The sequence below is a fragment of the Sphaerisporangium flaviroseum genome (assembly GCF_039537005.1).
In the GTDB taxonomy this organism is placed as follows: domain Bacteria; phylum Actinomycetota; class Actinomycetes; order Streptosporangiales; family Streptosporangiaceae; genus Sphaerisporangium; species Sphaerisporangium flaviroseum.
The window spans coordinates 459512-479862 of the sequence record NZ_BAAAZR010000002.1 but is presented as its reverse complement, the minus strand read 5'-3'; the positions used below and the strand labels follow the sequence as shown (position 1 = coordinate 479862).

The following is a 20351-nucleotide window of genomic DNA, read 5'->3' as shown; positions in this document are numbered from 1 at the left end:
CAGCACCGGCGGGCTAGGAGATGTCGTCGCCGGTCATCGCCGTCCCTCCGTTGAGGCTGTAGGCGGGCCTGACGCCGGACACGAGCGCTCCGTGCCCGGCGACGACGCCGTTGTAGTAGTGGTGGACGGTCGTGGATCGTTCCCGTGTGGAGCGCTGGTGTTCCCACGCTTCCAGGCGCCGGCGCAGCTCGGCGCGGTCGATGAGGCCGCACTCCCCCATCGCGGCCAGCGTGATGTCCCCGTATTCGCCGGTGAACGCCTCGTTCAGCATGTGCGCGATCAGGCGCCGGTCCGTGTGCCGGACCTTCGGGACGGCCTCCCCCATGTGCCGCCGGAACGCGGCGAGATCGCGCAGTTCCTCGTCGATCCCCGCATGGTTGACCAGCGGATAGGGACTCTCCGGGCACAGCCGGGCGGCCCTGTCGAGGAACGCACGCGCCTGCTCGTGGTCCCTGGGCGGCTCCAGCATGATGAGCGCCGCCTCCACCAGCAGGCCGGCGCCGGCCTGCCGCGCGGCGAGCCCCCCAGGACGCCCGTCCTGTTCCCGGCCCGGCTCCTCAGGCGGGGCGCCCGGCCCGGCCCGCTCTGGCGGGGCGATGAAGTCCTGCCCGTGTTCCAGCAGCTTGCAAGCGGCCGGCCGGTCGCTCTCTGCGACCAGACGCGCCAGGGCGATCCACGCCTCGACCGCCAGCGGCCGATGCGCCAGCACCGTACGGAACGCGCGCTGGGCCCCCGGCTCGTCCCCCATCTCCATCAGGCAGGTGCCGAGGAGGTACCACGCCGTGGGCGCCGGATCGGCTCCCGGGTCGGGGAGCACGGTCACCGACGAGGACAGCTCGGCTACCGCTTCGGAGTACCGCCCGAAGCAAAGGTGCAGGCGCGCGCGCTGGATCCCCACGCAGGCCCGCTTGCCGGGGTCCGTCGTCGCCGCCGTGGCCAGGTCCAGCGCCCGCGCCGCGTCCTGGAGGCTCACGCCGTGGTCGATCCAGATCTGCGCCGCGTTGGTCAGCGCCACCGGGTCGTTGGGCGACAGTTGCAGGAGCGCGCCGTACCCGCGCAGGGCCTCCGCCGGCTCCCCACCGGCGTGCTGCCCTATCGCCGCCTTCAACGCCTCGGCGTACCGGCGGCGCTCCTGCTCGGAGAGCCCTACGCCATCGTGCTCCCGGCGTCTGAGCGAGGCCCGGTGCGCGTGCAGCGCCCGTACGACGGCCAGACCCGCGACGGCGATCAGCGACTCGGTCCCGTTCCTGCCGTCTTCGCCATCCATAGCCGCTTCCGTCAGTACTCGTCGATGTTGACGATGGGTCCGTACAGCGTGGAACGCTCCCGCGCCGGTGAACGGTTGGCACGGGCCTGGCGCGAGAAGGGTAGCCTGCCCCCGACGGTGTCCGGGAGGCCGATCCAGGCCTCGGCGACGACCTCGCCCGCGTTCACGGTCACCGGGCGGAACATGTGCTTGCGCAGATCGCGGTGCTCGTGCTCGATCACGTCCTCGAAGAGCTGCGCCGAGACGATGACGGCCAGGTCGGCGTCCGGGTTCCGCTCCAGCGCGCGGCGCGGCTCCTCACCGTCGCGCAGGTGGCACACCATGGCGACCGCCCTGCCGGCGAACCCGCTGTCGCCGACCTGCGTGGGGCCCTGGTGGAACGCCACACGAAGCCGCAGCCGCTCGGGGTCGTCCCTGCGCAGCTGGCGGTTGTGCCGGCGGAGGGCGAGGCGCATCTCGCCGATGAAGCCGGCGATGACGCGTGCCTCGCTCACGCCCGATGGCAGCAGGAGCAGCAGCCCGTCTCCCTGTTCCTCTCGGTACATGACGGTGGTGGTGCCGCTCTCGACGGGGGTGCCGCGCTCGGCGACATAGAGCCGGTCGAGACCGGCCTCCTTGCCCACGTCGGCGATCACCTCGGCGAGGCGGCGCCGGATCTTCCTCCGCTCGGGATCGGTACGCCGGCCGTTCTCCTCGACCTCCAGCGCGATGCAGAGCCGACGGACCTCTCCGCTCAGGTCGTTCACCGGTTCCCTCCTTGTGATGAGGCGGCGGGGCTGGAGTGCACACAGCGACCCGCCGCGCTCACGCCGGAACCTCATAGTCCAACGGGTTGCCGCCGAGTCCGGCGAAGGTCTGCAACCGGCGAAGGTCGTGGACGACGATGTGGGGGTAGCCCGTGCCGAGGACGCCGGCCCTGCGCAGCACGCTCAGCGCCTTGTGCACGGTGGGGTCGGCGGCGCCGACGAGTGCCGCGAGCTCCGGCTGGGTGAAGGTGACGCCGATCTCGACGCCCTCGCGCACCGGCTCGCCGTACGACCACGCGAGCTCGACCAGGACGCGGGCCAGCCGCGTGAGGGCCGAGAACGTGTCGTATTCGACCCGGCGGCGGGCCGTCCAGCGCGCCTGGTCGACGGCCGCACGGTCGACCGCAAGGGAGGCCTCAGGACAGCTTCGGAGGAAGCCGACGAAGGCGTCCTTGGTGATGAGCTGCACCAGGCAGGGCCCGGCCGCGGTGACAGTGGCCGCCCGGGGCCGGCCGTCCAGGGCCGCGGACTCCCCCACGAGGTCGCCGCCGGCCCGTATGCCCAGCAGCGCGACCTTGCCGTTCTCGGTGCTCGCCGTGACCTTGGCGCAGGCGTCCACGAGCAGGAAGACGTCGGTGCAGCGGTCGCCCTCGACCATCAGCGCCTCGCCCACCGTGTACTGCCGCGGGCGCCCCAGCCCGAGCAGTCCTTCTCTGGCGGGCTCGCTGAGGCCGCCGAGGAAGCTCCCCCGGGGCCAGCCGCCTACCTTGCGAATCACGCGGCGCCGTCTGGGTTCGGGGCCGGTCATGGTGATCCTCCCAGTGTGATGGGCTCAGGGCCGGATGGTTGAAGGCCGGGCCCCCATGACCGGCCTTCCGCGGATGAGGGGTGGTGCCCACGACGGTTCGAGCAGCTCAGTGAGCGTTTCCTGTGGATCTGGACTGGCCTCACCGTGCTTCGGATGTCGCGAAATTCGTTTTGCCCTTCAACTATGCGTAAGAGTCCTTGCGAAGACCTTGCGGCCGACCAGCAGGAAAACCAGTCTGACCGTGGGCTTTCTGCAAGGGATCGTCTCGATGGCAAGATGGCTCACCATGATCTCGGGACGGAAGGCGGTACGCGCCGCGCTTGGCATCGCACTGGCCGGGGTCTGCTCGGCGAGCGGCACCTCGGTCCCTGGGGCCTCGGAAGCCCCATCGGCATCGAAGGCAGCCCTCGCGGCGCCACCTGCCGCGTTATCCGGCGCGACTCCAGCGGCACTCGCGGACGCGACCCCCGCACCCGTGTACCCGCCCCCCGCCGCGTCGCCCGGCGTGACCCCCGCGACGTCCCCCTACCCCAGCCCTTCGCCCTCGGCGGTGACCACTCCCGCCCGGCCCGCGGGGGCGCTCCCCCGCCCGGGTGAGGTCGGCCGCATCAGGAAACGCGCGAGCTCGTCGCCTCCGGTGATCAGCGCCATCCCGACGAAGCGCAAGGTCGTCTTCCTCACCATCGACGACGGCTGGGAGCAGGATCCGGGCTTCGTCGAGCTGGTCAGGGAGCGCGCGGTGCCGATCACGGTGTTCGCCCTGCGCGACGCGGTGGAGGCCCGGGGCGTGCCGGACGCCTCCGCGGCCGGCGGGCGGTACGTGGGCGCGGGCAAGTGGTCCTACTTCCGTGAACTGCGCGATCTCGGCGTGCCGATCGAGGACCACACGCTCACCCACCCGAACCTGTGGCAGCTCGGGTACAAGGCGCAGAAGGCCGAGATCTGCGGCTCGGCGAAGGTCATCACCGAGGAGACCGGGCGCCGCCCCACGCTGTTCCGCCCGCCGTTCGGCAACCTCAACGAGACGACCATCCGGGCCGCCAAGGCATGTGGCATCTCGGCCGTACTCCTGTGGACGGCGAGCGTGCAGCCGGGCGGGAAGATCTCCTACCAGACGCCGGACATGCGACTCCATCCCGGCGACATCCTGCTGCTGCACTTCCGGCCCCATCTGGCCAGGGATTTCCGCATCCTGCTCGACAAGATCGAACGGCGTGGCTTCGAGCTGGGCGATCTGGGCGCCTACCTCCAAGCGGGCGGGATCTGACCTTTACTCCGCCGGGCGGCGTACTCCGTCATCAGCCCCGTGGGTGACGCGCCGGGCACGCACGGCGAGCGATCATTGCATACGCCGCCAGGAGGATCCGGCGCCGGTGTGACAGAGATCGCAAGGCTCGCGGTGCCTTCCTCGGCTCTTTGCTCTACAGCCTGTAGTACTACTAGAAGTAGAACTACAGCTTGTAGAGCTCGTGCACTAGTGAGGGGAAATGGACGCACTGGACCTGGCGCGGTGGCAGTTCGGGGTCACCACCGTGTACCACTTTCTCTTCGTACCCCTCACGATCGGCCTGGGCGTCTTCGTCGCCGGGCTGCAGACGGCCTGGCACCGGACCGGCAAGGAGCACTACCTCAGGCTGACCAGGTTCTTCGGCAAGCTCTTCCTGATCAACTTCGCGATGGGCGTGGTCACGGGCCTCGTGCAGGAGTTCCAGTTCGGGATGAACTGGAGTGAGTACTCCACGTTCGTCGGTGACGTGTTCGGCGCGCCGCTGGCGATGGAGGCGTTGCTCGCGTTCTTCCTGGAGTCCACGTTCCTCGGCCTGTGGATCTTCGGCTGGGACCGGCTGCCCAAGAGGATCCACCTGGCGTGCATCTGGGCCGCCGCCATCGGGTCCAACCTGTCGGCGTACTTCATCCTCGCGGCCAACGCCTGGATGAAGCACCCCGTGGGCTACGAAGTGGTCGACGGGCGGGCGAGGATGACCGACCTGTGGGCGGTGCTGACGAACTCGACGGCCCTCGCCCAGGTGCCGCATGTGGTCGCCGCCGCCTTCATCGTCGCCGGGGCCTTCGTCATCGCGGTGAGCGGCTACCGGATCCTGCGCGAGCGCCGTGACGCCACCGGGGACACGACCGTGCCCTTCACCCGGACCCCGCGCGGACGGGCCGCCCGCGTCCCGGCCGAGCCGGCCATGTGGCGGACGAGCCTTCGGGCCGCGCTGGTCATGACGGCGATCGCCGGGGTGGTCGCCGCGGGCAGCGGCGACACGTCGGCCCGGTTGCTCCACGAACAGCAGCCGATGAAGCTGGCCGCGGCGGAAGGGCTGCGGCACGACGTCGAGGGCGCGCCGTTCTCCCCCGTGCCCGGCATCGAGGTGCCCAAGCTGCTGAGCCTGCTGTCGGCGCACGACCCGTACGCCGAGATCCAAGGGCTCGACGACATCCAGAAGCGGTACGAGCAGAGCTTCGGCCCCGGTGACTACCAGCCGAACCTGCCGGTGGTGTACTGGTCGTTCCGCGTCATGATCGTGTTCGGGCTCTCCACGGTGGGCCTCTCGGTCCTCGGCCTCTGGCTGACCCGGCGCCGCCGCACGACGCCGGAGTGGTTCGCCCGGGCCTGCGTGCTGGCGCTCCCCCTGCCCACCCTCGCCATGATCTCCGGATGGCTGCTCAGCGAGATCGGGCGGCAGCCCTGGACCGTGCAGGGTGAGCTGCTCACGGCCGCGAGCGTGTCCCCGGGAGTGAGCCTGAGCGAGGTCGCGATCTCCCTGTCGGTCTTCACGGTCCTGTACGGCGTGCTGGCGCTCGCCGAGGCCAGGCTGCTGGTCCGCCACATCAAGGCCGGCCCGGAACCGGTCACGCCGATCGTCGAACCCGGCCGTCCCGGCGACCTCGACGCCGAGCCCGCCCGGCTCGCACCGACCCTCATGTACTAGGAGACCGCCATGGAGCTCACCACCGTCTGGTTCCTGGTCATCGCGTTCCTGTGGACCGGCTACTTCGTGCTCGAAGGCTTCGACTTCGGTGTCGGCGCGCTGCTTCCCCTGCTCTCCCGCGACGAGGGCGAGCGCAAGCAGATGCTCGCGACGATCGGCCCGGTGTGGGACGGCAACGAGGTCTGGCTGATCACGGCCGTCGGCGCCATGTTCGCGGCCTTCCCCGCCTGGTACGCCGGGCTGCTCAGCGGCTTCTACCTGCCCCTGGTCATGGTGCTCATCGGGCTCATCATGCGTGGCGTGTCCCTCGAGTGGCGCGGCAAGGTCCTGGCAAGGGAACGCGCGCTGTGCGACGCCGGCATCGTGGCGGGAAGCGTGCTGACCGCGTTCCTGTGGGGAGGGATCTTCGGCAACCTGCTGTACGGCAGCCTGCCCGGCACCCTGCTCGGCGGCGCGCTGTCGCTCACGCTGGCCGTCCTGCACGGCGCGGTGTTCGTCGCGCTGAAGACGACGGGACCGCTGCGCGCCAGAGCCCGCCGCGCGGCGCTGGCCGCCGCCGTCGTGGTCCTTCCCGTCGCCGTCGTCGCGCTTCCCGCCCTGCCGTCGGCGAGCACGGCCGAGGCCGCCGGATCCGGCGGGGCGGAGGTGGCGGGCGCCGGCTGGACTTCCCATCCCCTGTTGTGGGCGGCGGCCCTGGCCGCCATGATTGCCCTGGCCGCCGCCGTCGCGCTGATCTGGCGGCGGCGCGAGGGCTGGGCGTTCACCGCCACCGCCGCCTCGATCGTGCTGATCACCGGCACGCTGTTCGGAACCCTGTGGAGGGCCCCGCTACCCGGCCTCACCGTCGCCGAGGCGGCCTCCGGCCCGTACACGCTGGGCATGCTCACGTGGATCGGGCTGGCCGCGCTGCCGTTCGTGCTGGCCTACCAGGGCTGGACCTACTGGGTCTTCCGCAGGCGCGTCACCGCCTGACTCAGGCAGGTGCCGCCCACGGCGTCGATCCGCCTGCCCTAGCGCTGCCAGACGCGCACGTAGTCGACCTGGAAGTCGGCCGGGAAGACGGTCGAGGCGTCCGGGTCGCCCAGCCAGCCGCCGACCTGGAAGTTCAGCCGCAGGTTGAACTTCCGGTTGTAATTTAAGTCGCCGCCGAGCGTGTCCTTCAGCCACGTGGGCGTGTTGCCCTCCCGCCGCCAGATCTCCCTGCCGTCGACGTACCACCGGATCACGCCGGGCTCCCACTCGGTGGTGTAGGTGTGGAACCCGTCCCCCGGATACCCGCTCGGGAAGGTGTACCGGAAGTCGTTCTTGGTGGGCGTGTAGTCACGGAAGATCGCGACGGTCGACGCCTTGTAGTACTGGGAGCCACCGGGGAGCTCGGTGACGTCGATCTCACCGTTGCCGCCGTCGTTGGGCCTCATCCAGAAGGCGGGCCACAGTCCCTTGGAGTTGGTCGGCCCGTTCGGCGACTTGGCGCGGGTCTCGAACCGGCCGTAGGTGAACGACGCCTTGCCGCCCATGGTGTCGACGTAGCCGGTCGAGTAGTGACGGGTCCCGCCGGCGCAGGTGCGGTCTTCCTTGATGGCCCGCAGCGTCAGCATGCCGTTGCTCACGAAGTTGTTCTGCGGCCGGCTGGTGATGCAGGCGCGGTCGTAGTCCACGGAGCTGTCCCGAGTGTTCCACTTGGTCTTGTCGAGCGTGGTGCCGTTGAACTCGTCGGACCAGACGAGCCGCCACCCGGGCGGGTTCGTCGCCGTCGCGGTGGGCTTGGGCGTCGCGGTCGCGGTGGGCTTGGGCGTCGGCGACGCCGTGCCGCCCGCGGTGTAGGACACGATCAGGCGCGGCCGGATCGCCGTGCCGGCGTTGTCGGCGGAGGCCCAGTAGACGCGGCTGTTCCGGGTCGACTGGCGGACGGCGAACGTCACCGCGCCGTTGCCCGTGACGGCGGAGGACACGTCCCAGGCGTTGTAGCCCTGGGTGACCGCCGTGCTGGAGTCCAGCGCGGCGCCGAGCGTCGGCCGGGTCGCCCAGGTTCCCGCGCCCGAGGCGCCGCCACTGGCCTTGTAGGCGGTGGTCGTGGTCGCGGTGAAGGCATTCCAGGAGTACAGCTCCAGGCGGGCCGTCACGTTGGTGGCGCCGGAGGGCAGGCCCGAGACCGTGAACCCGACGACCGCTTCCCGCTCGCCGTTGGGATTCCCCTCACAGGAGGCCGGGCACGTCACCAGGGTCGTCTTGGCGCTGCCGTCGCCGTCCTGGGGCACCTGCGAGTAGGAGGTGTCGGCCGTCGGCTTGATCGTGACGCTCTGCGCCGCCGCGGAGGCGACACCGCTTCCGCAGATCATGGCGACGGCGCCGGTGGCCACGATCGCCGCGACGGCACGCTTGCGTAAGAAAAGCGGGCTCGTCGATCGCGGGTCAGCCATCTTTCTCCCCCTCAAATGTCACCAGAGCACTCCCGTGAGTGATCCTTGATCATGTGAATTGGAAGAAGATAACAGCCCAGATCAGGCCCCGTCGGTTTTTCGTTTTTTGGACGGTTCCAAGGTCAGAAAGGGGTTCGACGGCCTTTTCCCGAGGTTCCCGGCCCTGGTCAGGATCGCGGGCGGTCACGCAGTTCGTACAGCTCAGAGGGTGAGATGGGCATGCGGTCGATGGTGATTCCCTCGGCGTCCTCGACGGCCGAGGCGATGACGGCGGACACCGGAATCACCCCCGCCTCCCCCGCGCCCTTGATTCCCAGAGGGTTCAGCGGCGACGGCGTTTCCAGGTGCGCGGTCTCGATGAACGGGACCTCGGTCGCATAGGGCATCAGGAAATCCATGAACGAGGCGTTCAGCAACTGGCCGTGGCCGTCGTAGACCATGCGTTCGTACAGCGCGCCGCCCACGCCCTGGGCGACTCCCCCGTGGATCTGCCCCTCGACGATCATCGGGTTGATGAGGTTGCCGCAGTCGTGCACCACCGCGTACCGCAGGATGCGGATCTCCGCCGTGTCCGGATCGGTCTCCACGATGGCCGCGTGCATGCCGGAGGCGAACGTCGAGCGGACGGGAGAGTAGTAGTCGCGCCCCTCCAGCCCCGGCTCGTCACCCTCGTCCACAGGCGGCCGGTCCATCGAGGCGACCCCGGTGAACTGGGTGGCCCGCTTGGTCTCCTCGTCGAAGGCGTACCGCAGGGGGTTCGACAGCACGGCGACCGTCGCCAGCGGGATGGAGGCCCCGGGGTTGCCTGCGACCCGGACGACGCCGTCCTCGATCTCCAGGTCGCGGGGATCGGCCTCCAGCGCCTCGCCGGCGATCCTCAGCGCCTTGTCGCGCACCTTGCGGCAGGCCAGGGCGATGGCGTTGCCGCTCATCACGGCGGCCCGCGAGGCGAAGGTGCCGACGGCGTAGCCGAAGCGCCGGGTGTCGCCGGTCACCACCGAGACGCTGTCGAGCGGTACCCCGAGCTCGGAGGCGGCGATCTGCGCGAACACCGTCTCGTGGCCCTGCCCCTGGGAGGTCAGGCCGGTCGAGACGTGCACCCTCCCGTCGGAGGTGACCTGCACGTGCCCGCCCTCGTACGGCCCGACGCCCGTGCCCTCGACGTAGCAGGCGAGACCGATGCCGAGCCGCCGGCCCTCGGCGGCCGCCTCGGCCTTCAGGGCCGCGAAGCCGTCCCAGCCGATCAGCTCCTTGATCATCCGCAGTGACTCGGGATAGTCGCCGCTGTCGTAGATCAGCGGGCGGCCGTCCTGGAAGATCAGGCCCTGGTCGAAGGGGAACTCGTCGGGCTGGATGAAGTTGGCCGCGCGGACCTGCGCCCGGTCGAGGCCGAGGTGGGCCGCGACGCGGTCCATGGTGCGCTCCATGCAGAACACCCCCTGCGGGCGCCCGGCCCCTCGGTAAGGCGTGACCTGCACGGTGTTGGTGTAGATGGAGGAGAACTCCACGCGGTAAGCGCCGATGCGGTACGGCCCGAGAAGCTGGGTGGAGGTGATGATCGGCACGATGATGCCGTACGGGGTGTAGGCCCCGTGGTCGTGCAGGATCGTCACCTCGAGCCCCAGGATGTGGCCCTCGTCGTCGAACCCCACGCGCACGTGCTGCACCTGGCCCCGCTCGTGGGCCGAGGAGATGAAGTGCTCGCGCCGGTCCTCGGTCCATTTCACCTCCTGGCCGAGCAGCATCGCCGCCCAGGGGACCAGCACCTCCTCCGGCCAGGGATGCACGATCTTCACGCCGAAGCCGCCGCCGACGTCCGGGGCGATCACCTCCACCGAGGGCAGCGGCAGGCCGAGCTTCGCCGCGATGGCCATGCGCACGCTCGTGGAGGTCTGCGTGGAGGAGAACACGCGCAGTGACCGGTCGTCGGCGTCCCACCGGGCGTACACGCCGCGGCCCTCCAGCGGCATGGAGGCGCTGCGCTCGAAGTCGAGCCGGAACGACAGCGTGTGCGGCGCCGCGTCGATGGCCTCGCCCGCGCTCCTCCCCTGGGGCGAGGGCACCTCCTGGACCAGGTGGGCGCCGACGTTGCCCGGCACGTCCTCGTGGACGAGGTGGGCGCCCTGCGCGGCCTCCTCGATGCCGACGACCGGCTTGAGGAACTCGTACTCCACCTCGATGAGCGCGGCGGCGTCCTCGGCCAGGTAGCGGTCGCGGGCCACCACCATGACGACCGGCTCGCCGACGTGCCGGACGATCTCCCTGGCGAGCGGGTAGGCGGTGCGCCCGTGGGTGAGCGCGGGATGCGGGATCAGCAGCGGCAGCGGGTCGCGCACCCTCTCGGGCAGGTCCTCCCAGGTGTAGATGGCGACCAGGCCGTCGACGTCGAGGGCGGCCGACACGTCGATGTCGCGGATGCGGGCGTGGGCGTGCGGCGAGCGCACGAAGGCCGCGGCGAGCGCGTTGCCTCCCAGGTCGTCGACGTAGCGGCCCTGACCGGTGATCAGCCGCCGGTCCTCCCTACGCTGGACCGGCTCGCCGAAGAGCTTCGTCGTCACGCCTCATCACCCATTAGCTCGGCCGCGCGGTGGACCGCCTTGACGATGTTCTGGTAGCCCGTGCACCGGCACAGGTTGCCCGAGATCCCCTCGACCACCTCGTCATCGGTGGGCGTGGGGTTGTCGCGCAGCAGCGCCGTCGCCGTGCACAGGAAACCGGGGGTGCAGAAGCCGCACTGCAGCGCGTGGCATTCGGAGAACGCCCGCTGGACCGGCGACAGCGACCCGTCGGGCCCGGCCAGCCCCTCGACGGTGGTGATCTCGTGGCCGTCCACGGTGACCGCGAAGGTCAGGCACGACCGCACCGGCGCGCCGTCGAGCAGCACCGTGCAGCATCCGCAGACGCCGTGCTCGCAGCCGACGTGGGTGCCGGTCAGGCCGAGCTCGTGGCGCAGGCAGTCGGACAGCAGCCGCCGGCCCGGCACCCGGGCCTGGCGCACGACCCCGTTGACGGTCAGCGAGATCTCGTGCAGCGCCTCAGTCATCGACCGGCTCCCCTCGCTCCGTCGCCGCCTCCTGGGCGGCGATCTTCAAGGCACGCTCGGCCAGCACTCCGGTCAGGTGCCTTCGGTAGCCGGCCGTCGCGTGGATGTCGCCGTCGGGATCGATGCGATCTCGTACGGCTCGCACCACGGCGGCCCAGTCGACCGAGGCGGCGGGCCGGTGGGCGCACACCTCCGACACGTCGAGCAGGACCGGGACCGGGCCGACGCTCACGCAGGCGACGCGCGCCGAGGCGATGCGGAGATCCTCGTCGAGGGCCACCAGGGCGGCGGCGCCGGCCATCGCGTAGTCGCCGTGCCTGCGCGCGACCTCGCAGAAGGCGGTTCCGGAGCGGGGGCCGAGCGAGGGGAAGAACGCCGAGACGGCCAGCTCCCCCGGCTCGACGGCCGACTCCATCGGGCCGGTGAAGAACTCGCTCGCCGGCACGTCGCGCTCGTCGCGCCCGTGCCGTGCCAGCCGCACCGACCCGTCGAGGACGGTGAGCACGGCGGGCAACTCGGCGGAGGGGTCGGCGTGGACGAGGCTGCCCACGACGGTGCCGCGGTTGCGGATCACCGGATGCGCGACCAGCTTGAGCGCCGTGCGGAGCAGCGGCTGCGCACGGGCGGCCGAGGCGGACCCCTCCACCGCCGCGTGCCGCGCCAGCGCGCCGACGCGAACGCCGCCGTCCCGCACGTCGATGGTGTCGAGAGCGGTGATCCGGTTGATGTCGATCAGATGCGACGGGGCCGCCAGGCGCATGTTGAGCAGCGGGATCAGGCTCTGGCCACCGGCCAGCACCTTGCCGTGCGCCCCCGCCTCGGCAAGGACCTGGAGGGCCTCGCCGAGGCCGGTGGGGGCGTGGTAGTCGAATGCCGAGGGCTTCACGTGCTGCTGTCGCTCCCTTCCACGCGGGCCGGCGCCGGCCCGGGTTCACCCGTGGCCGGGGAACGTCCGGCGATCACGCGCAGCAAGTGGTACCCGCCGAGCACCACGATCGTGCCGAGGGCGATGCCTGCGAGCGAGAAGCTGCCGGTGATCTGGTGCGACACCGGCCCGATGGCAAGGATGATGCCCGCTCCGATCGGCACCATGTTCACCGGGTCGGAGAAGTCGACGCGGTTCTCGATCCAGATCTTGGCGCCGAGCACGCCGATCATGCCGTAGAGGATCACGGTGATGCCGCCGAGCACGCCGCCCGGCGTGGCCGCCACCAGCGCGCCGAACTTCGGCATGAACCCGAACAGGATCGCCACCACGGCGGCGATGTAGTACGCGGCCGTGGAGTAGACGCGGGTCGCCGCCATGACCCCGATGTTCTCGGCGTAGGTCGTGGTGGGCGAGCCGCCGACGGCGCTGGCCACCGCGGTGCCGACACCGTCGGCGAAGATCGCGCGGCCCATGTACGGGTCGACGTCGGTGCCGGTCATCTCGCCGACGGCCTTGACATGCCCGATGTTCTCGGCGATCAGCGCGATCACCGCCGGCAGCACCAGCACGATGGCCGAGACGGTGAAGCCGGGCCCGTGCAAGTGCGGGGCGCCGAACAGGTCGGCATCCGCGACCTTCGAGAAGTCCACCCGGGGATGACTGTCGACCTTGCCGATCGGCGCGTTCAGCGCGGTGATGTTCCCGAAGACCCTGTCAGCGCCCCAAGAGAGCGCGAATCCGACGACCAGGCCAAGCAGGATGCCGATGCGGCCGACGAAGCCCTTGAAGGCCACGAGGATCACGGCGGTCACCGCCATGGTGATGAGAGCGATCCACGGGTCCTGCGGCCAGTAGATGTCGGCCACCACGTACGCGAGGCCGAACCCGATGAGCATGACCACCGCGCCGGTCACCACAGGCGGGAAAATGCGGTTGATGGCGCCGACGCCGAGATAGTGGACGGCCACACCGACCAGGGCCAGCACGACACCGGCCACCAGGATGGCCCCGGTGATCGTCGTCTTGTCACCGCCGGCCGCCGTGATCGCCGCCGCCCCGCCGACGAACGAGGCCGACGTGCCCAGATAGCTGGGAATCTTGCCCTGCACGATGAGCAGGAACAGGATCGTGGCGACGCCGGACATCATGATCGCCACGTTCGGGTCCAACCCCATGATCACGGGGAAGACGAACGTCGCGCCGAACATGGCGATGACGTGCTGCGCGCCGAACCCGACCATCCGCGGCCAGCTCAGCCGCTCGTCGGGCCTGACCACCTCGCCGGGAGCGAGACCGCGCCCGTCGCCGTGCAACTTCCATCCGAAGGCCATGAATGCCCCTTCACTGACCGGGCCGGGCGGTCGGTGGCCACCCCGCAGGCGGACCTCCGCGGCGTCGTACCGTTATTGCCGTTGTGGCTTGATGCGGGCACATTAGACCAGTCCCGGGCCGTCCACATGGTAAGGACTTGCCAAACGTGCCCGCCTCACCAGCACTGTTATTGCGCACCATCCCCTGCGAAGAAGGGTGAGCGCCGAAATCCCCCAGCCGACCACCACCGCGAAGCATGACTCGATCCCCATCACCCCCGGCGAAGCCGGTCACTGCCGCCACACCGGCCGAGACCGGGCGTACCTCATCGGAAATGGGCCTCGCTGCGCTCGGGCTGTGCTTCCAGGGCTTCACCCGCCTCCGAGGTGCCGATGTGATCGCGAGTGCCTCAGAACCAACCCACGAAGTCGGCGAACCTTTCCGATCACGGCATTAGTGGTGGCGGGTGATGGCGTTGGATTGAGGTGCGGTTGGGAAGGGCCGCTCGTTGACGATGCGTTTCATGACGATCGTCGAGGTGAGCCGCCGTACACCGGGCAGGGTGGCGAGCTTCTCGTCCCGAAGCCGTTGGTAGGCCGCGATGTCGACGGTGGCGACGCGGACGAGATAGTCGGGTTCCCCGAAGAGCCGTTCCGCATGGCGCACCTCCGGGACCGTCGCCAGGCCGCTCTCGAACGCCGCGATGGTCCCCGCGTCCTCTCGGTCCATCGTCACGGCCACCAGGACCTCGAAACCGAGATCGATCGCGGAGGGGTCGACGACAGCCCGATATCCGCGGATGGCACACGTCCGTTCCAATTCGCGCAGCCGCCGGTGGCACGGTGCCACGCTCAGCCCGACCCGCTGCGCCAACTCGGTCACAGTAAGCCGCCCCTCAACCTGCAGCACGGCAAGAATCTTGCGATCTGTCGCATCCATAGCAAATAACCTAGCCGACTTTTCCCCCTACAAGCAGAAGATAGCAAGCCTCTTTCGGCCATTTCGGCATATTATTGCTCAGCAAGCCGAGCTATCAGTTCCAACCTGAGGTGGACGGCAATTACTCATGGGACAACTGGTCGACTACCTCCCGGTCGCCGCAGCGATGTTCGGGATCCCTCAGTACCTGCCACAGATAATCAAGCTGCGCGTCACGCACGACACCGCAGGAGTTTCATGGTCGTGGGCGACGCTCACCAGTCTCAACAACACCGCCTGGCTTGTGTACTTCATATTGTCCGGGTACTGGACGGCCATCGTGCCGTCCTCCGCTGCGGCGCTCCTCGCCGGCGCGGTTGCGACGATGCTTGCCATACGCGGTAGTGCCACGTCCCAGGCCGCGGTGCTGATCGGTGGTTGGACGGCGCTCCTCGTCGCGGGATACACCGTCGCCGGGCACACAGGCCTCGGCAACCTGCTCACCATGGCGTCCATCATTCAAGTCACGCCCTCGATCTGGACCGCCTACCGGACAAGACACCCCACTGGTATCTCACGCTTGACCTGGATGCTCATCTTCGGCGAACTCTCCTGCTGGACCATCTATGGCCTCCACAGGTCTGATCCGCGCTTGATCACACTTGGCATCACCGGCGTGACCGCAAGTGTTCTCATGCTCACCCGGATATGGCGCACAAGCACCAGAAAGCCGTCGAGGTGGCGCCCCACGTTACTCCAGGCACAGCGTAGGCGGAATCCACATCATATTTCCGTAAACCGGCCGCTCGGCTTCGAAGATCCGCCCTGTACGGCTAATAGAAATGAAGGGACGTTGCCAAACGAAGAAGATCGTTGTTCGCAAGCCGGGGCCGATCCGTGAATCCATTTCATCCTCATGCGGGGTGAACGGCGTGGTGGTTCTGTAGGACGGCGATGGCCTTGACCAGGTGGCCGGCTTTGTTGGGGCAGCATCCGAGCTTGCGGAGGATGCGCCAGCTCTTGAACTGGGCGTCGGCGCGTTCGCCGGGACCGCGGAGCTGGCGTGTGAGCGGTTGGCGATCACGGCTGACGTGGTCTCTTGATCAGGCTGACGTGCGAGGTAGGCCCAGACCCTGTGGCCGGTCGCCGGGGTGCCCTGGAAGCCGACGCGATCCGCTACGGCGGTCACGATGAGGAGCCCGCGTCCGTCTTCCTCGCAGGAGTCTTCCCATTGGTCGTGGTCACCGAATCGCGGACTCCCGCCTCCGCCGAGGTCGTACACGGTGATCAGGACGCTCACCGCCGCCGCCGGGGTGCGGAGGGGCTCCTGGTGCGGTGAGGTGAGAGTGATCTCGACGGTGAAGTGACCGCCGGGAGATCCGCTGCGGGTGTGGCGGACGGCGTTGCCCACCAGTTCGCCGACGACGAGTTCCGCGTCGTCGGCGAACGGAGTGCTGCCGAGCAGGAAGCGGACGAACCACCTCGCCTCTGACGCCTGGTCCGGCGCACCAGGGAAGGCACGCCGCCAGCCCTCACGCGGTCGCGTCACTTCATCGAACTCCCGAGAAATGAGGCCGACCCTTCGTATCTGTACTGGTGGACTACCAGTGGGGTCCAAGCCTTCTGCATGCTCGCTTGGTGACGTCCAGATGACGCCATCGATGTACCCTCGCGTCGCCCACATCGCGCAAGCTCCAGCGGGGCGAGGCGCTTCTGTACTACGCCGGGGCGCTGACGCAGAAGCGAGAGATACCAGCCGCCACAGAGCGGATCCGCGCGGTTGCACAGATCATGGTGGGCCACACCTCCCGCCAATTCGGGGACTCCGTCCGACAGGCCCGCGCGCGCCTCCAGCCATGGGCGGGCGACAAGCACGTCCGCAACCTGGACGAGGAACTCCGGTCTCTGGGCGTCACCACGGCCGATGCTGTGTGATGTCAGCCGTCGGTTTCGCGGAGCAGCCGGTCGAACGCGCGACTGGAGGCGGGCGACCCCTGAAACTCGATCGAGCAAAGGTGATCACATTGGCACCTCGGAGGCGGGCGAAGCTCTGAGAACACAGCCCGAGCGAAGCGAGGCCATTTCCGACGAGACAGGCTGTCAATTGTGGTGAGTTCGATACGGCGCGGACGCTGCGTCCGACCGCGCGCACGAGTTGGGTTGAGGGCGTTCCGGGATGGGTGGCGAACGTGACGACGTCCGTTGAGAAGGCTACGGCCCACCTTCACCGCTGACAAGACCATCGTCGATGAGGCCGCCACCCGCACCGCCGTCAACGAGGTCATCGCAACGGAGTGACATGGTCTCCTGACGACGGCAGCGGCTTCACAATCCTATCTCCAGACAACTAACCATGATCCGCACATCACGCAGTCCGCAGGGTTTCCGTAGGATTGAAATGTGTTCTTCGAACCCCCGCCAGCTCAGGAAGAAGCGACTCGCGCACCCAAACCTGGACGGCCGACCTGGTCCGCTCCCCCGGCGGACGAGATGGGCGCGGTGATGGTCAGCGGACTGATACTGGCCCGCACCCCGAACGTCGCCATCACCGTGCCGACGATCCAGGCATTCAGCATCGGCTGCCTGATCAACGTGGACATCGTCATGCGACGGCAGACACTGTCCCCCGACGACTTCCAGGCCCTCGAGCTGTCTGTGTTCCCTCACATGATCACCGGGGTGAAGGCCGATCAGCCGTTACCGGACCAGCTGCTGCGCTTCGGCGTGCGCTTCGCCGACGGCGCCAAGGCCACCACCGTTGGACAACGTTTGGACAGAACACAACTCCCGCAGGATCCGCCACCGGGCCCGCAACTGTCGCTGTTGCTCCCCGGCATGTCCCTGCGAAGCGGTGACGACGACGCAGGTGTCACGACCTGGGGGCTATGGCTGTGGCCATCGCCCCCCCGGGAGAGGTTCGAACTCGCTGTGGAGTGGCCCGTCGGCGGGATCGAGCTGAGCATCGTCGAACTCGACGGCGCAGCCATCGTGGCCGCTGCCCAGCAGGCGGTCCCGTACTGGCCGGGACCCTCACAGGACAGGTAGAGCCCTACCATCTTCGTGTGCGGAGGAGGGCCTGCCTGGCAGTCCGCCATCGTGTTCGGTGCATGGGCTGAAGAATCGGAAGCTCTTACACCACACCCGTGGACGTGACCCGGTTCTCGGCTGTTCGGCCAGATGACTTCACCGTGGAGATCATCCTCACCTCACCGCGCCAGGCACCCTCTGCACCCCTCCGCCGCTCTCAGGCGTCGGTCATGACCGTTCCCTGTCCTCTACGGACCTCGGAGGCGAAGCGAGGCCCATTTCCGCGACGAGACATGCCCATCGTCGATCCCACCGCGTGGGCCGAGGGTCCCGGTCGCGACACCACCCCGGTGACGGTGGCGATGTGCGGCGACGACCCGGCGGCCCTGCGCGTGGTCGGCGAGCTGGTACGCCAGGTCGGCGGGGTGCCTGCCGTACTGGGTTCGCTGGAGCGGGCCCGCCAACTCGAAGAGACCGCCGGTTTCGTCATCGGCCTGGCCTTCGCCGGCGTCGACCCCCGCTCCGCCATCCCCCACGTTTTCTCAGAGAGGAGCCGACCGGGAGCCATGAGGTGACGTGGGGCGAGATCGTGGAGGCCAGCTACCTCCGGGCGTATCGTCAGCGCAACGTATCGATGCAGAGGTTGCGCCCCCTGATCGCCGACCTGCGTCGTGAGTTCGGCGTGCCCTATCCTCTGGCGCACTTCAAGCCGTTCGTGGACAGCCGTCGCCGCTTCCTGCTGGAGATTCAGGATCAGCTCGACATCCCGGCAGGGCTGCGCATGGTGTACCAGGTGAGCGACAACCAATTCGTGCTGGACCACCGGGTGATCGACTTCCTCGACCGAGTCGACTTCAGCGAGAGCGGCGATCAGGAAGCACAACGCATCCACCCCTTGGGACGTCACTCCCCGGTCGTCATAGACCCGATGCTGTCATCGGGTGCCGCGACCGTACAGGGCGTACGCACAGAGGTTCTCGCCGAGCTCGTGGACGCTCAGGTCCCCGTGGAAGAGATCGCCGAGGAGTTCGGCCTCCCGGTCTCCTCCGTCAAGGCGGCTCTGGTCTACGAGTGGGGTGCGGATGCGGCCTGAGGTGCCATGAAGCCGGTCAAACCTCGCTGGTACATCGACGCCGACACACTTGGTCTGGCCCATGTCCTTATACGCGCCCGCCGGGATGTGACCTTTTGCGGCGACGACGGGCAACGTCATCGAAAGTCGTGGACGATGTCTCCTGCGTGATCCAGGAGGGCGGTGCGTGGTGTCGCTCAGATGCCTCGCATGCGAAGCACATGAAGGGCCAGTGTGAGGTTGAGGCGGAGGTGGGCGTCCTCGGTGAAGTTGCCGAGCATGCGTTCGAGCTTGCCGATGCGGTAGCGCAGGGTGTTGTAGTGGAAGTGCAGGCGGCGGGCGGTCTCGGCCACGTTGAGGTTGGTCTCCAGCAGCACCTGCAGGGTGCGGCGCAGGTCGGCGTTCTCGGCGTCCTCGTCCAGTGCCAGCGGGCCGAGCGTCTCCTTCACGAACGAGTGCAGCTCGGCGGTGTCGTTCACCAGCGACAGGAGCCGGTAGACGCCGAGCTGGTCGAAGTGGGCGACCGCGCCTGGCCCGTGGAGCTGGCGCCCGACCCGGGCCGCCTTCAGCGCCTGGCCGTACGCGTCGGGCAGGAGCTCGGCCCCCTGGGCGACCCTGCTCATGCCCGTGGAGAAGGTCGCGGGCTGGCAGTCGGCGAAGGCCGACACGGCGTCCTTGGCCAGGCGGGCCATGTCGACGCCCGATCCGACGATGGCCACCACTTCGTGGGAGAACCCGGCCACGGCGCCGCGCGGGTCGTGCCGCCGCAGCGCGGCCACCCACGCGGTCAGCAGCCGGTCGGGAGCGATGTCCCACTCGGGGTCGATCTCGGCGACGAGCACGCCGACGGGCCGTTCGAGATCCCAGCCGAAGGCGCGGGCGCGCGTGGCGACCCTGGCCCCGCCCCGGCCGGTGAGCACGTCGCGCAGGAAGTCGGCGCGGTACTTGCTCTCGACGGCGGCGACCGCCTCCTGCCGGGTCACCACCAGGGCCGCCACCGTAGCGGCACGTTCCAGAATGCCGATATCGCCGTCCCGGACGGCTCCGGCGGGGCTGTGGGCGACGATGCGGCCGTGGTGGTGGCCGCCCGCGACGACGGGGACGACCGTGTAGTCGCCGCTCGACATCGCGGGGGCGGCCCGCAGCGCGATGGCGTCCCCCGCCGACTCAAGGACGTGACCGGCGGGGTCGACCACGGCGACGGCCATGTCGAGCAGCCCGGCAACCTCGGCGACGACCTCGCGCAGCCCGCCGCCGGCCAGCACGATCTGCACGAGCGCGCGGTGGGCCTCCTCGGCCCGGGCGAGCATCGCCGCCTGCCGGTTGAGGATGTCGGTGAGCACCTGGTTGAGGATGTCGTCGAAGCCGACGTCGTTGGGCAGCAGGATGAGGGGGAACCCGAGGCGGTCGGCCTGCTCCACCATCTCGGCGGGAAGCTCGTCGACGTACCTGCCGAGCTTGATGCCGAGGGCCGCCAGACCGCGCTCGTCGAGGTCGGTGACCAGCGTGCCGAGCGACTGCGGGGTGTTGCGCAGGGGGTAGCCGGTCGTCAGCAGCAGCTCGTGGGGTTTGACCCACGGGAGGATGTCCGGCACCTCCATGACGTTGAGCCGCTGGACGATGCGATCGAGACCGGCCCTGCCGCCGATCAGGCGGGCTCCGGCCAGTGTGGAGACGCCGAGCACCTCCCCCACGGACACGCCGTGAATGATGGTGCCCGTGGAGGCCAAACGCATCGCCGGGGGTGCTGGGTCTGCTGGCATGGTCATGCTCCAGGGTGGAACGCCGTTTCAGAGATTCTGACGGAACAGGGCATCTGTCAACAAGAGCCAACTCACCGCAGAAGTGTTGTCAGCTTTCTCCGTACGGTGCTCT

The 20351-nt window shown here is 69.1% G+C and carries 17 protein-coding genes and 1 pseudogene; 7 read left to right on the top strand and 11 right to left on the bottom strand.

The features are described from left to right. Positions 1-13: 13 nt before the first annotated feature. From ABD810_RS08405 to ABD810_RS08395, 3 genes are read right to left on the bottom strand one after another with little or no spacing between them, the layout of a single operon-like run. A complete protein-coding gene (locus ABD810_RS08405) occupies positions 14-1267 on the bottom strand; it encodes a tetratricopeptide repeat protein (protein WP_344936420.1) in 1254 nt (417 codons plus the stop codon). A gap of 11 nt (positions 1268-1278) precedes the next feature. Further along, positions 1279-2013 carry a hypothetical protein gene (locus tag ABD810_RS08400; RefSeq protein ID WP_344936418.1) on the bottom strand — a complete coding sequence of 245 codons (735 nt, stop codon included), beginning with the start codon at positions 2011-2013 and terminating at the stop codon, positions 1279-1281. A gap of 58 nt (positions 2014-2071) precedes the next feature. Beyond that, positions 2072-2821 carry a Crp/Fnr family transcriptional regulator gene (locus ABD810_RS08395; protein WP_344936415.1) on the bottom strand — a complete coding sequence of 250 codons (750 nt, stop codon included), beginning with the start codon at positions 2819-2821 and terminating at the stop codon, positions 2072-2074. 268 nt (positions 2822-3089) lie between these two features. On the opposite strand from ABD810_RS08395, the gene ABD810_RS08390 reads away from it, so the two are divergent. From ABD810_RS08390 to cydB, 3 genes are all read left to right on the top strand, one after another. Continuing rightward, the gene (locus ABD810_RS08390; RefSeq protein ID WP_344936413.1) at positions 3090-4088 is read left to right on the top strand and encodes a polysaccharide deacetylase family protein; all 999 of its coding nucleotides are present in this window, start codon (positions 3090-3092) and stop codon (positions 4086-4088) included. A 220-nt stretch (positions 4089-4308) separates the two neighbouring features. After that, positions 4309-5757 carry a cytochrome ubiquinol oxidase subunit I gene (locus ABD810_RS08385; protein ID WP_344936410.1) on the top strand — a complete coding sequence of 483 codons (1449 nt, stop codon included), beginning with the start codon at positions 4309-4311 and terminating at the stop codon, positions 5755-5757. A gap of 9 nt (positions 5758-5766) precedes the next feature. Further along, positions 5767-6729, top strand: a complete 963-nt coding sequence (gene cydB, locus ABD810_RS08380; RefSeq protein ID WP_344936408.1) for a cytochrome d ubiquinol oxidase subunit II — start codon at positions 5767-5769, stop codon at positions 6727-6729. A gap of 38 nt (positions 6730-6767) precedes the next feature. On the opposite strand, the gene ABD810_RS08375 is transcribed toward cydB, so the two are convergent. The 6 genes from ABD810_RS08375 to ABD810_RS08350 all read right to left on the bottom strand — a co-directional run bounded on the left by ABD810_RS08375 (position 6768) and on the right by ABD810_RS08350 (position 14398). After that, a complete protein-coding gene (locus ABD810_RS08375) occupies positions 6768-8177 on the bottom strand; it encodes a family 16 glycosylhydrolase (RefSeq protein WP_344936406.1) in 1410 nt (469 codons plus the stop codon). Positions 8178-8344: 167 nt separating this feature from the next. Then, positions 8345-10735, bottom strand: a complete 2391-nt coding sequence (gene cutA / locus ABD810_RS08370; protein WP_344936404.1) for an aerobic carbon-monoxide dehydrogenase large subunit — start codon at positions 10733-10735, stop codon at positions 8345-8347. Then, positions 10732-11220, bottom strand: a complete 489-nt coding sequence (locus ABD810_RS08365; protein ID WP_344936401.1) for a (2Fe-2S)-binding protein — start codon at positions 11218-11220, stop codon at positions 10732-10734. The genes cutA and ABD810_RS08365 overlap by 4 nt, the downstream gene beginning before the upstream one ends. Next, positions 11213-12106, bottom strand: coding sequence for an FAD binding domain-containing protein (locus tag ABD810_RS08360; protein ID WP_344936399.1), 894 nt, complete (start codon positions 12104-12106; stop codon positions 11213-11215). The genes ABD810_RS08365 and ABD810_RS08360 overlap by 8 nt, the downstream gene beginning before the upstream one ends. Next, positions 12103-13479, bottom strand: coding sequence for a uracil-xanthine permease family protein (locus tag ABD810_RS08355; protein WP_344936397.1), 1377 nt, complete (start codon positions 13477-13479; stop codon positions 12103-12105). The genes ABD810_RS08360 and ABD810_RS08355 overlap by 4 nt, the downstream gene beginning before the upstream one ends. Before the next feature lie 433 nt (positions 13480-13912). Next, on the bottom strand, positions 13913-14398 hold the full coding sequence (locus ABD810_RS08350; protein WP_344936394.1) for an Lrp/AsnC family transcriptional regulator: 486 nt from the start codon (positions 14396-14398) through the stop codon (positions 13913-13915). Positions 14399-14525: 127 nt separating this feature from the next. Between ABD810_RS08350 and ABD810_RS08345 the strand changes: the two genes are divergently transcribed. Beyond that, on the top strand, positions 14526-15278 hold the full coding sequence (locus tag ABD810_RS08345; protein ID WP_344936391.1) for a PQ-loop domain-containing transporter: 753 nt from the start codon (positions 14526-14528) through the stop codon (positions 15276-15278). A 240-nt stretch (positions 15279-15518) separates the two neighbouring features. Here ABD810_RS08345 and ABD810_RS08335 read toward each other — a convergent pair. After that, positions 15519-16061, bottom strand: a pseudogene (locus ABD810_RS08335) (ATP-binding protein); the annotation flags it as partial. An 815-nt stretch (positions 16062-16876) separates the two neighbouring features. Between ABD810_RS08335 and ABD810_RS08330 the strand changes: the two are divergent. The 3 genes from ABD810_RS08330 to ABD810_RS08320 all read left to right on the top strand — a co-directional run bounded on the left by ABD810_RS08330 (position 16877) and on the right by ABD810_RS08320 (position 18497). Further along, on the top strand, positions 16877-17422 hold the full coding sequence (locus ABD810_RS08330; protein ID WP_344936389.1) for a hypothetical protein: 546 nt from the start codon (positions 16877-16879) through the stop codon (positions 17420-17422). Positions 17423-17697: 275 nt separating this feature from the next. Then, positions 17698-17979 (top strand): hypothetical protein, encoded by a 282-nt coding sequence (locus ABD810_RS08325; protein WP_344936386.1) that lies wholly within the window; start codon positions 17698-17700, stop codon positions 17977-17979. Continuing rightward, the gene (locus ABD810_RS08320; RefSeq protein ID WP_344936384.1) at positions 17976-18497 is read left to right on the top strand and encodes a DUF433 domain-containing protein; all 522 of its coding nucleotides are present in this window, start codon (positions 17976-17978) and stop codon (positions 18495-18497) included. Before ABD810_RS08325 ends, ABD810_RS08320 begins: the two co-directional genes overlap by 4 nt. 176 nt (positions 18498-18673) lie before the next feature. Here the strand turns inward: ABD810_RS08320 and ABD810_RS08315 are convergent, their stop codons facing one another. Next, positions 18674-20239, bottom strand: a complete 1566-nt coding sequence (locus tag ABD810_RS08315) for a PucR family transcriptional regulator (protein ID WP_344936382.1) — start codon at positions 20237-20239, stop codon at positions 18674-18676. Positions 20240-20351 lie beyond the last annotated feature (112 nt).